This window comes from Microbispora sp. NPDC049125, assembly GCF_040802045.1.
Lineage (GTDB): Bacteria > Actinomycetota > Actinomycetes > Streptosporangiales > Streptosporangiaceae > Microbispora.
In genome coordinates this window covers 60,934-72,401 of record NZ_JBEZDW010000042.1, presented here as the reverse complement: position 1 = coordinate 72,401, position 11,468 = coordinate 60,934, and the positions used below count along the sequence as shown (strand labels likewise).

Here is an 11,468-nt window from a genome sequence, read left to right as displayed (position 1 = left end):
AAGGGCGAGTGGTGGGCCTACCGCTTCTACGGCTCCCAGACCGGGCAGATCGCCTCGGTCACCCCCAGCGCCAACTACGACGCCTTCGCCACCAAGGACACCGGGAACGCCAAGATCCTGGTCGGCGGCGGCACCACGACCGGCAACATCGCCGTCAACCTGCAAAACCTCGACTCCACCAGCGAGATCGTGCAGAACAACCAGGTCCGAGTGCTCGTCGAGCGCATCCCCTACAACAGCGGCGGCGCCGTCACCGGCCCGGCCACCGTCTCCAACAACGTGGTCACCCTGTCCGGCAACGGCACGACGGTCAACCTGCCGCACACCGCCATCGACGACACCTTCACCATCACCGTTCTGCCCCCCTCCGGCCCGTCCCCGTCGCCCTCGCCATCTCCCTCACCCTCTCCGTCGCCCTCGCCCTCGCCCTCGCCATCTCCCTCACCCTCTCCGTCTCCGTCTCCGTCGCCCTCACCGTCTCCGTCTCCGGTTCCGGGGGCGTGTTCGGCGACGATCGAGACGGTCAACAGCTGGCCGGGCGGATTCCAGTCGACGGTCACCGTCCAGGCGGGAAGCTCGCCGGTCAACGGCTGGACGGTGAAGTGGACCTGGCCCGGTGGGCAGACCATCAGCAGCCTGTGGAACGGCACGTCCACGGTGTCCGGATCAAGCGTGAGCGTACGCAACATGGACTACAACGGCTCCATCGCGGCGAGCGGATCCACGACCTTCGGCTTCACCGCCAACGGCACCGCCGCCACCCCCACCGTCACCTGCACCAGCCCCTGACCACGTCATAGGGGGATATGAGATCGGGCTGGGGTGGCATCACCTCGGCCCGGCTCGTCTCGGAGCCTCGCGGTCTTGACGTCTGCGGGCATTCCGGAGAGCTCAGGAGCTCTCCCGGCGGGGAGCCCTCGACTCGGCGCCCGCGGAGGGGGGCGGGGGTGGGGACTCGGGGCGTGGCGGCGCGGACGCGGCCATCGCGCGGGCGTCCCGGCGGCGCAGCAGCGCCCAGCCGCCGAGTGCGAGGCCGCCCCACGGGATCTCGATCGTGTACGTCCAGAAGCCGAACAGCACCGCCGCCGCCGTCGCCCCGCTCGCGGGCTGGCCGAACGCCCCGATGAGCAGCGTGGCCACCCCGCCCTCCATGATCCCCGCTCCGCTGGGCGTCACCAGGGCCGTGGTGAGGACCCGGCTGAGCGCGAAGACCGCGACCGTCTCGGCCGGCCCCGGGTAGGACCCGGTGGCCACCAGGCAGCACGCCATGATCAGGCACTGGAGGACGAGGAAGCCCACCATGCCAAGGGACAGGCCCGGCCAGCGCCGGTGGATGATCTCCGCGGTGTCCTGGCGCAGCCGCTCGATGGCGGCCGAGGCCGCGTGCTCGGCCGGGCGCAGGCGCGCGGGCGCCAGCCGTACGAGCGCGTCGAGGGTGCGGCCGAGCAGGAGGGCTGCGCGGTCCCAGTACAGGGCGGCGGCCACGACGGCCACCAGCACGAGGATGGACCCCGCGCCGGCCCAGCCCGCCTTCGCGACCGTGGGGTCGGTGGCCCTGCCCGCGATGAGCAGGCCCAGGATGCCCACAGCGGGCAGGATGAAGCGGAACAGGGAGTTCCAGATGCCCGTCACCAGCGTGTAGGCGACGATCGGCCGGTTGGCGAAGCCCCAGCCCCGGGTCATGCCGAAGGTCACCGCGACCCCGGCGGCGCCGCCGAACGGCAGCAGGTTGCTGACCGCGCTTCCCGCCGCGTTGAGCGTGAGCGCCTGGAGGTGCGTGAGGCCGGGCAGCGCCGAGGTCATCACGAACGTGTACGCCCACAGGCTGGCCAGCCAGAGGGCGGTCATCAGCGCGATCGTCCCCCAGCCGAGCCCGCTGAACTGCAGGCCGATCTCGTGCCAGCTCACGGTCGCGCCGGTCAGCGCCCGGACGATCTGCGGCAGGTAGATCACCAGCGCGACGGCCAGCGCCAGCGACACTGCCGACAGCGCGACGCGCAGCCACTTCCCGTTCACCCGTGATGCCCCCAGTCGTCCTTGGTCGTCCTTAGTCTGCCGGGGCCCGGGGGGTGCGGACTCCTCCTCACGGAGGATCGGCCCCCTAAGGGTTGCCGAACGGGTGGGTCAGGCGGGTGCCGGGGGCAAGGTCGCGCCGGACGAACCACTCGGTGCCGAAGACGAACCGGTAGGCGGGGCGGGGGATCCTCAGCATCGCGCCCAGCGTGCGGTCGCCGTTGCCGCCGGTGGCCTGGGTCGCGTGGGCGGCCATCGCCGCCCGCTTCGCCTTGGCGTACCGGCGCACGTTCACCCGGTGGGTGATCACGTCGCCGGGGGAGTAGGCCAGCTCGAAGCTCCTGACGTCCAGGGACGGATAGAAGCGCGCGGCCAGCCGTACGCCCCGCAGCAGCAGGTCCCGGTCCACCGTCGCCTCCAGCACGATCGGCGTCCCCGCGATCTCCGCCGCCCGGCTGCCTACCCGGTACACCTGGACGTGGTCGGGGTGGCCGTACCCGCCGGCGGGATCGTAGATCGTGAGCAGCTCGGCGGTCTCCTCCTTGAGTATCGAGGCCAGGCGTTGCGCGGCCTCCTCGATGTCGGCGTCGATGAAGGCGTTGTCCGGCCGGTCGCCGGCCACGCCGCCGTCGATGGCGAGCCCGGAGTCGCCGTAGCCGAGCTGTACGACCCGGGCGCAGCCGAGGACGGCCGCCGACTTGTGCAGCTCGTCCATCCTGGCCCTGGCCAGCTCCTCGCCGTGCGGGAGCTCGGCCAGGCCGCGCTCGCCGGCGGTCGCCACGACGAGCACGACCCGGTGCCCCTCGTCGGCCAGTTTCGCCATGGTCCCGGCCGTCAGCAGCGCCTCGTCGTCGGGGTGGGCGTGGAAGAACACCGCCGTCCTCATCGCGCCCCAGGGAACGTTGTCATCGTGTCCACCGCCATGTCTTCCTCGTTCCCGCCATGATCCCACGTGAGCCGGGCGCGGTGTCGGCGACCTCCCCGGTCGGTGGGTTCGGTAGGCGGCGCCGGGTTCGGCGGACGTCGGTGGGTTCGGTGGGCGTCGGTGGGTTCGGTGGGCGTCGGTGGGTTCGGTGGGTTCGGTGGGCGCCGGTGGGTTCGGTGGGCGTCGGTGGTTTGATGGGCGTCGCGCACTCTGTCAGGCTGGCCCGGTGAGGATCCTTCACATCACTGACTGCTACCTCCCGCGCCTCGGAGGCATCGAGGTGCAGGTCGCCGACCTCGTGCGGGCCCAGCGCGAGGCGGGCCACACGGTCGAGGTCGTGACGGCCACGCCGGGCGAGCGGATCCCCGGCGTGCACCGGGTGGTGGCGGGTCTCCCGTTCGATCTGCCGGTGCACCCGCGCGGCTCCTTCCACCTGCTCCGGCTGATGCGGGCCCGGCGGCCCGACGTGGTCCACGTCCACACCGGGGCGGTCTCGCCGTTCGCCTGGATGGGGGTGCGCGCGGCGGCGCGGGCCCGCCTGCCCGTCGTGGTGACGGTGCACAGCATGTGGGATCCGATCACGCGGGGCGTCTACCGGGCGTTGCAGGCCGCGTTCGAGTGGCGGCGCTGGGGGCTGGTGCTGACCGCGGTCAGCCAGGCGGCCGCGCGGCCGATCCGCGCGGTGGCCGGGCCGCGCGTGCCCGTGCGGGTCGTGTCGAACGGCCTGGACGTCACCGCCTGGCGGCCCTCGGGCGAGGAGGCCCGGCGGGACGCCGGCGACGAGGCCGTCCACGTGGTCGCGGTGGGGCGGCTGGCTCCGCGCAAGCAGCCGATGCGGCTGCTCAAGCTGCTTGAGGCGGCGCGTTCGCGGGCTCCGGGGCAGGTGGCCATGCGCGCCACGATCGTGGGCGACGGCCCGGCGCGGGCGCGGATGGAGCGCTACCTGCGCGCCAGGCGGATGGACTGGGTGTCGCTGCCCGGCCGGTTCAGCAGGGATCAGATCAAGCAGCTGCTCTCCGTCGCCGACGTGTTCGTCGCCCCGGCGCCGCGCGAGTCGTTCGGCCTCGCGGCGCTGGAGGCCCGCGCGGCCGGCGTGCCGGTGGTGGCGCGGGCGCAGAGCGGCGTGGCCGACTTCGTCAGTCCCGGCAAGGAGGGGCTGCTCGGGCGCACCTTCGACGAGCTGGTGGCGTCGGTGGCACGCCTGGCCGGGGATCCGGCGCTGCGCCGCTCGATCGCCGAGCACAACCGGGAGACCCAGCCGGTGCGGTGCTCATGGCCGGCCGTCCTCGAAGGGTTCGCCAGCTGTTACGAGCTGGCCGGGGCGGGCACGCCGCGGGGAACCGCGGGCTGATCCCGGCGCCCGTATCGCCAGGCCCGGTGTTTCGCCAGGCCCGGTGTTTCGCCTGGCCCGGTTCTCTCCAGGCCCGGTGTGTCTCCGGGTGTGGCGCCTGCACGGCCTGTCGCCGCGCTGGTGTCTCCAGGCCCGGTCGTCTCCAGGCCCGGTCGTCTCCAGGCCCAGTGTGTCTCGAGGCCCAGTGGAGCACGGCTCTTGGTCCGCCGCCGTGCGCGGCATGGCGCGCGCCGTACGGCGTGGGCCGCCTTTCCCGACAAGCCCGCCGGAAGGGCGCCGTTGCCGGCCGGCGTGGCTCAGAAGGGAAGGACTCGCCCCGAAGGGGTGCGCAGGTCGATGGGCTCGGGGTTCCTCGGTGGCCGCGGTCGCGGCACGATCTGCACCTTCTTCATCGGGGCCCTCCTTTCCGCTACTGCCCTCATGATTCCCAAGAAACCGCCAGGATTACCCTTCCGAAGCCAGTTCTTGTACTTGTAACGTGCGCATCCACCCCAGCGGCGGATCATCCCGACAAAGAGCGCGCGGTGGGCCGTACTCGGGCGTATGCCGACAGAGTCAGATCCCAGAACCGGGCCACGTCGAGAGAGGTCCCGACCAGCGCGTTCGGGGCCCGGCCGGCCAGTTCGAAGTCGACCACGGTCATGCCGGAGGTGAGCCGTCCCGCCGTCTCCACCTCCACCACCGCGGGCTGGACCTCGATGAGCGACGGGTCGACCAGGTAGGCGACGGCGCAGGTGTCATGGATGGCGGGGCCTTCGGTGGCGGTGACCATGCCGTAGAACTCCGCGCAGGGGGCGAGCAGCTCCGTGCCCAGGCGGCCGAGCGCCCGCATCCGGTCCAGCACCGGTCCGGTGGCGAGGGCGCTCCGGCTGACGTCCAGGCCGATCATCGTGACGGTCCACCCGGCGCCGAAGACCACCGCCGCGGCCTCCGGGTCGGCCGCCATGTTGAACTCGGCCGCCGGGGTGACGTTGCCGCGGGTGTACGACCCGCCGAGGATGACGAGCTCCCTGGCCCACTCCGTGATCCTCGGCTCCTTGCGCACGGCCAGCGCCACGTTGGTCAGCGGACCGATCGCGACCAGCGTCACCTCGCCGGGCCGGGAGGCGAGGGTGTCGATGAGGAAGTCGACGGCGTGACCGGGAGCGGGCGGCAGGGCCGGCTCGGGAAGCCGTACACCGCCCAGCCCGTGGTCCCCGTGCACGCCCGCCGCGTTGATCGGGGGCCGCAGCAGCGGCCGCGCGCTCCCCGGCACCACCGGAACCTCGGGGAACCCGAGGTACTCCCGCAGCGCCAGCGCGTTCGCCGTCGTCCGGGCGAGCGAGACGTTGCCGCTCACCGTGGTGACGCCGGCGATCTCCAGCCCGGGGCTGCCGTGCGCGAGTGCGAGGGCCAGCGCGTCGTCGATGCCCGGGTCGCAGTCGATGACGATCGTCTTCACCGCGGGCCGCTTCGCCGCGGCCCCCTTCGCCGCGGGCCGTCCGCTCTCCACCGATCCTCCAGGAATAACGATCTATCTGATAAGCGCGGGATGCTCGATATGGTGGCGTTTGGACAACGCCGTCTCGATCTGCCGTTCCATGATCAGCGCGTGTTCGTGATCTCCCTTCGCGGCGCTGGCCTCGGCGAGATTTCGGGCCACCCCGAGTACGGCCCCCGCGACGTCCCGCAGTTGTGTTTCCCTCGACCAGACGTCGCTCAGCGGATCGAGGCCCAGCACATTGAGCATCGCGCGTACGGCGCCGCATTTGGTGACGGCTGATTCCCGGTCTCCCGCCGCAAGCGCGGCGTTGCCCTCTCCGACCGTCGCGTGCACCGCCGCCAGCGCCTGAGGGACGCTCAGGTCGTCGTCCATGGCCCGGCTGAACTGCGGCGGAAGCTCGCCGGAGGCCTCCGAGCCCACGCGGAGAACGAACCGCTCGATCCGGCGGAAGGCCGTCGCCGCCTCCTCGACCGCCGCCAGCGAGAATTCGACCGGTGAACGGTAATGCGCCGCCGCGAGGTAATAGCGCAGTTCCACCGGCCGTACGCGGTCGAGCAGGGCCGGGACGGCCAGGGGGTTGCGCACGTGCTTGCGTATCTTCTCGCCCCGGTGCGTGACCGGCCCGTTGTGCAGCCAGAAACGCGCGAAGGAATCTCCCGCCCCCCGCGACTGCGCCATCTCGTTCTCGTGGTGGGGGAATATGAGATTCGCTCCGCCGCCGTGGATGTCGAATTCCCCGCCCAGATATCTACGGGCCATCGCCGAGCATTCCAGGTGCCATCCCGGGCGTCCCTCGCCCCACGGCGAGACCCATACCGGCTCGCCGGGCTTCGCGCGTTTCCACAGTGCGAAATCACGTGGATTGCGCTTTCCCCGGTCGTTCTCCTCGGTTATCCGGATGTGCTGCACCTGCTGCCGGGAGAGCGATCCGTAGCCGGGATAGGAGTCCACCGCGAAATAGACGTTCCCGTCGGACTCGTAGGCGTGCCCGGCGGCGACGAGCTCCTCGATCATCTCGATCATCTCGGGGATGTGCCCCGTCGCCCGGGGCTCCACGCTGGGCGGAAGGCAGCCGAGCGAGGTGTACGTACGCGCGAACGACCGGTAGACCGGGTCGGTGATGCGCCACCACGGGATGCCCTCGGACAGCGACCTGCTGATGATCTTGTCTTCGATGTCCGTGACGTTCCGGCAGAGAAGCACGGCGTTCCCGTTGTTTATCAGCCACCGGTGGAGAATGTCGAAACTCACCTGCGACCTGATCTGCCCCACATGCGGGGGAGCGACAACGGTGGGGCCGCAGAGATAAATCGACACCATTCCGGGAATTCGAGGGGTGAAATCGCGGAGGGTGTGAGAGCGCGTATCGTAAAGGCGAAGACCCACCTTGCCGAGGGTAAGCGACTAATCCGCTTGCTGTCGACACCGGACGCCCGCACGGGAGCGCACAACGCGGAATTCCGATTGTGAGACCGGGGAATAAGGATGAGTCACCCGGTGGTTGACGCCGACATGGAGCCGACCAGACGGGGCCGCGTCCGAGTCGAGACGACGGCCAAGCGTGTCCGCACCTACCTCGACGGGCGGCCGGTGGCGGACACCACCCGTGCCGTCCTGGTGTGGGAGGTCCCGTACTACCCGACCTACTACTTCCCGTCGGCGGACGTGGACGCCCAGGCGCTCAAGGCGACCGGCCGCGAAGAGCATTCGCCGAGCCGGGGCGACGCGCGGGTCCACGATGTGGGCGGCCGTCCGGACGCCGCCCTTGTCTACGGGGACGACTCGCCCATCGAGGAGATCCGCGGGCACGTCCGGTTCGACTGGGCGTCGATGGACAACTGGTTCGAGGAGGACGAGGAGGTCTTCGTCCACGCGCGCGACCCGTACACCCGGGTCGACATCCTGCCGAGCTCGCGGCATGTCCGGGTGGAGGTCGGCGGGGTGACGGTGGCCGACTCCCGCAGCCCGCGGATCCTGTTCGAGACGGGGCTGCCGCCGCGTTACTACCTGCCGAAGACCGACGTCCGGCTCGATCTGCTCCGGCCCTCCGGCACGGTCACCCACTGCCCGTACAAGGGGCGGGCGGAGTACTGGTCGGTCGGAGAGGAGGAGGGCGGCCGGGATCTGGTCTGGTCCTACCCCACCCCCCTCCTGGAGAGCCAGCGGATCGCGGGCCTGCTCGCCTTCTACGACGAGAAGGTCGACGTCTACGTCGACGGGGTCCTCCAGGAGCGCCCGAAATCGAAGTTCGCCTGAGCGGCCGGGCGATCAGCGGCGGATGACGTGCAGGACGGTGGCGATCCGCTCGGCGGCGGTGACGACGTCGGAGGCGTGCCCGATCCGGCCGGCCCAGGACAGCCAGTACCACCACTCGCCGTCGCTGGCGTTGGACGCCAGCACGTCCTCGGACATGGAGGGCTCCATGGGGTTGACGACGCGCAGACGCGGGTAAAGACCGGCGGGCGCCGAAAGGCGCACCTGGAACGAGTGGGCTTCAAGCTGGGCGGCGAGCCGCTCAAGGTGGTCCATCGCCTCGCTGCGATCTACCTTCATGGTGGCCTCCGGGGAACGTTAGGACCTATCACCGGAAAGGGTGAACCTGTGCGGACCCAGCGGCAATCGCGCCGATTCCACGAAACCGTGCAATAACCAGGGAACTCATCGGGATTCCGTGGAACAGCCTCGGGTCTCCGGCCACGAACGGGTAACAGTCCCGGAGGTTGGGTGCCTGCCGGTTAACCTGAGGGAAATAACCGTAAAGGCGATACTCCGACAGCGGAGGGCATGTACATGGCCCGTGGAGAGCACTCACCCGCGTGTGCGCGTCGCTGGCGCGAACAGGCCGAGACCCGGCAGTGGACGCTCTGGCAGACCGTGCAGGCGATCCACGGGTGCTGCGGCGTCAGCCTGCTGAAGGCCCATCGGCTCGGTCGCGGCTGGTCCGCCAGGCAGGCCATCGAAGAGCTGGAGTACCTCTGCGAGCAGCAGTCCCTGGGGCTTCCCCGGGCCAGCATCGACCTGCTCAACGCCTGGGAGAACAACCGGGCGCGCCCCCGTCCGCAGACCATCGACCTGCTGGCCCGGCTCTACCGGGCCAACGCCGTACGGCTCGGCCTGGCGGCGGACTACTGCGAGGACACGGGCGGGCAGAAGATCGTCGTGGTCGGCCCGGGGCAGGCCGACGAGCCGGCCCGGCCGGACGAGCCCGACGACGCCGAGCGGCGGGCGCTGTTCCACCAGGCGATGCTCGTGGGCACGCCGAACGGCCGGTTCTTCGCGGAGGTCGAGGGCGTACGGCACGACCTCGACCGGACCCTGGCCACCGGCTCGGTGAACGAGGACCAGCTCGACCGGCTGGACGAGCAGGTGCTGCGCTACCGCCGTGAGTACATGACCACCCCGCCCATGCCGATGCTCTGCCGGGTGATGCTGGAGATCTCCGACGTGCGGAAGCTGAGCGCGGCCCGCCAGCCGTCGTCGGTGCAGCGCCGCCTGCTGACCGCGACCACGATGCTGACCCTGCTCGCCGCCGACGCGCTGATGAAGCTCGGCGACACCCGGCAGGCCCACGCCTGGTACGGCACGGCCCGCGCGGCCTCCGACGACGTGGGCGACCTGCGGCTCCGGGCGCTGGTGCGGGCCCAGCAGACGATGCTGCTCTACTACTACGGCGACCTCAACGAGACCGTGCGGCTGGCCCGGGAGGCCCGGATGCTGGCCGGATCCGCCCCCAGCTCCCCGGCGGCCCTCGCGGCGGCGGCCGAGGCCCGGGCGCTGGCCCGCATGGGCGACGGGAAGGCGGCCAGGGCCGCCCTCGCGGAGGCCGAGCAGATCTTCGCCCGCATGCGCGGCATGAGCCAGGACGACCTGGCCTTCGTCTTCACCGAGAAGCGGATGATGTTCTACCGCACCGGGACGCTGATCGAGCTGGGGGACGCCCAGCAACTGGGCGGCATCGACGCCTTCCCGCAGGGCTTCCACACGATCGACCCGGCCCTGATCATGCTCGACCAGGCGAGCCACCTGGCCAGGCACGGCGACCAGGAGGAGGCCTGCCGGGTCGCCGTCGACGCGCTGCGGCAGGTGCCGGCGGAGCACCGCACCTCGATCGTGGTCACCCGGGCCAAGGCCCTGCTGGCCGACGTCGCCCCCGACCTGCCCGCCGTACGACATCTGAGGCGGGTGCTGGCGGAGTCGTCCCCACGTCTCACCGTGGACAGCCGCCTGTGAGCACGAGCGTGAGGACGATGGGCCGGCCGCTCGCGGAGGAGGCGTTCGGCCTGCTGCGTGACGTCTGCGCGCAGATCGGAGTCGACTCACGGGGTGCGCAGCTCATGCGCCTGCGCAGCAACGCCGTCTTCAAGCTCCGCGGCGACACGGGCGACATGGTGGTGCGGATCGCGACGGCCCCGGACGCGCTGACCCGGCTGCCCGTCGTGCTGGCGGTGGCCCGCTGGCTCGCCGACCGCGGCTTCCCCACCGTGCGGCCCGTGGACGAGATCCCCGGCCAGCCCATCGTGTACGGCGGGCGCGCGGTGACGTTCTGGCGGTACGTCCAGTCGAGGGGGCGCCCCACCACCCGGCAGCTCGGCCGGGTGCTGCGCAGCCTGCACCGCGAGCCGGTGCCGCCGATCGCGCTGCGGCGGCTCACCGACCCCCTCGCCGAGGTGCGGCACGCGGTGGAGAACCGCGCCGAGGCGCTCACCTCCGGCCAGCGAGACTGGCTCAGCGACCGCATCGAGGAGCTCACCGGCCGCTGGCGCGGCCTGGAGACCGGCCCGCCCGTCCTGCTGCACGGCGACGCCTGGATCGACAACCTGCTGCGCCGCCAGGACGGCCACGCGGTCCTTTGTGACTGGGACGGCGTGGCCGTCGGGCCCCGGGAGTGGGACCTCGTGCACACCTACCACGGGCAGCGCCGGTTCGGGCTGTCCAGCGCCGACGTGGACGACTTCGCCCGCTCCTACGGCTCGGATCTGCGGCTGTGGCCGGGGTACGGCACGCTGATGGAGGTCAGGGACATGTACGCGGTGGGCATCCACATCCGCAACGCCTCCGGAGACCCGTTCTCCCGGCAGGAGCTGCCCCGCAGGCTCGACTCGCTGACCCGCGGCGACGGCCACGCCAGGTGGTACATGGCGGCGCCCGCATAACGGGGCGTGATATCGGGTATCTCCCGATTGGCTGTGAGTGTCGCAGTGGCGTTTTCCGAAAACGTTTGTTACAGATAGCGCACTCCAGGGTTTCCCTGGAAGCGGGCGTGCTTGCTTTTCCTGCGTTCAACGCGGATGCGCAGCGGAGTCCGCTACGCAGCCCCGTGTCCCCTACCTGGGGAGACGGTAGGTTCCGTAAAAGGAGAAGCAGTTGTCTGAAGGCACTGTCAAGTGGTTCAACGCCGAAAAGGGCTTCGGTTTCATCGCTCCGGACGACGGTACCGCTGACGTGTTCGTACATTATTCGGCGATCAACAGTAATGGTTATCGGACGCTCGACCAGAACCAGCGGGTCAGCTACGTGACCGTACAGGGGAACAAGGGTCCGCAGGCCGAGCAGGTCACTCTCCTGTGAGCCGTCCGTCGCCGGGAGACCGGTGACCGCACGGCCCTGTGATGCGGGCTCACCGACGGCCCGTGCCGCTCCGGCGGCGCGGGCCGGACGTCTTGCCGGACGCTGCGCGAGACGTTCTGCCAGACGTT

General features: G+C 71.0%; 11 protein-coding genes. 6 read left to right on the top strand and 5 right to left on the bottom strand.

Translation table 11 applies throughout. The annotated features are described in order from the left end of the window. On the top strand, window positions 1-789 hold a 789-nt coding region (locus tag AB0B72_RS34115), incomplete at its 5' end, for a cellulose binding domain-containing protein (RefSeq protein ID WP_367743503.1). Window positions 790-891: 102 nt separating this feature from the next. Here the strand turns inward: AB0B72_RS34115 and AB0B72_RS34110 are convergent. Next, complete coding sequence (locus tag AB0B72_RS34110) at window positions 892-2,016, bottom strand: lysylphosphatidylglycerol synthase domain-containing protein (protein WP_367743502.1); 1,125 nt, start codon at window positions 2,014-2,016, stop codon at window positions 892-894. Between the two features lie 85 nt (window positions 2,017-2,101). Next, window positions 2,102-2,899 carry a PIG-L deacetylase family protein gene (locus AB0B72_RS34105; RefSeq protein ID WP_367743501.1) on the bottom strand — a complete coding sequence of 266 codons (798 nt, stop codon included), beginning with the start codon at window positions 2,897-2,899 and terminating at the stop codon, window positions 2,102-2,104. Window positions 2,900-3,164: 265 nt separating this feature from the next. Here AB0B72_RS34105 and AB0B72_RS34100 point away from each other — a divergent pair, with 265 nt between their 5' ends. Next, window positions 3,165-4,289: a glycosyltransferase family 4 protein gene (locus tag AB0B72_RS34100; RefSeq protein WP_367743500.1), complete on the top strand. Its 1,125-nt coding sequence runs from the start codon at window positions 3,165-3,167 to the stop codon at window positions 4,287-4,289. A gap of 502 nt (window positions 4,290-4,791) precedes the next feature. On the opposite strand, the gene AB0B72_RS34095 is transcribed toward AB0B72_RS34100, so the two are convergent. Both AB0B72_RS34095 and cysS read right to left on the bottom strand, forming a co-directional pair. Further along, entirely contained in the window at window positions 4,792-5,781 is a 990-nt protein-coding gene (locus AB0B72_RS34095; RefSeq protein WP_367743499.1) for a nucleoside hydrolase, read from the bottom strand. A 21-nt stretch (window positions 5,782-5,802) separates the two neighbouring features. After that, window positions 5,803-7,158 carry a cysteine--tRNA ligase gene (gene cysS, locus AB0B72_RS34090; RefSeq protein ID WP_367743498.1) on the bottom strand — a complete coding sequence of 452 codons (1,356 nt, stop codon included), beginning with the start codon at window positions 7,156-7,158 and terminating at the stop codon, window positions 5,803-5,805. Between the two features lie 99 nt (window positions 7,159-7,257). On the opposite strand from cysS, the gene AB0B72_RS34085 reads away from it, so the two are divergent. After that, window positions 7,258-8,028, top strand: coding sequence for a DUF427 domain-containing protein (locus AB0B72_RS34085; protein ID WP_367743497.1), 771 nt, complete (start codon window positions 7,258-7,260; stop codon window positions 8,026-8,028). A 12-nt stretch (window positions 8,029-8,040) separates the two neighbouring features. On the opposite strand, the gene AB0B72_RS34080 is transcribed toward AB0B72_RS34085, so the two are convergent. Beyond that, a complete protein-coding gene (locus tag AB0B72_RS34080; RefSeq protein WP_367743496.1) occupies window positions 8,041-8,325 on the bottom strand; it encodes a hypothetical protein in 285 nt (94 codons plus the stop codon). A gap of 237 nt (window positions 8,326-8,562) precedes the next feature. Between AB0B72_RS34080 and AB0B72_RS34075 the strand changes: the two genes are divergently transcribed. The 3 genes from AB0B72_RS34075 to AB0B72_RS34065 all read left to right on the top strand — a co-directional run bounded on the left by AB0B72_RS34075 (window position 8,563) and on the right by AB0B72_RS34065 (window position 11,340). Further along, window positions 8,563-10,002, top strand: a complete 1,440-nt coding sequence (locus AB0B72_RS34075) for an XRE family transcriptional regulator (RefSeq protein WP_367743495.1) — start codon at window positions 8,563-8,565, stop codon at window positions 10,000-10,002. Continuing rightward, window positions 9,999-10,925 carry a phosphotransferase enzyme family protein gene (locus AB0B72_RS34070; RefSeq protein ID WP_367743494.1) on the top strand — a complete coding sequence of 309 codons (927 nt, stop codon included), beginning with the start codon at window positions 9,999-10,001 and terminating at the stop codon, window positions 10,923-10,925. The genes AB0B72_RS34075 and AB0B72_RS34070 overlap by 4 nt, the downstream gene beginning before the upstream one ends. Window positions 10,926-11,136: 211 nt before the next feature. Next, on the top strand, window positions 11,137-11,340 hold the full coding sequence (locus AB0B72_RS34065) for a cold-shock protein (RefSeq protein WP_367743493.1): 204 nt from the start codon (window positions 11,137-11,139) through the stop codon (window positions 11,338-11,340). Window positions 11,341-11,468: the final 128 nt, after the last annotated feature.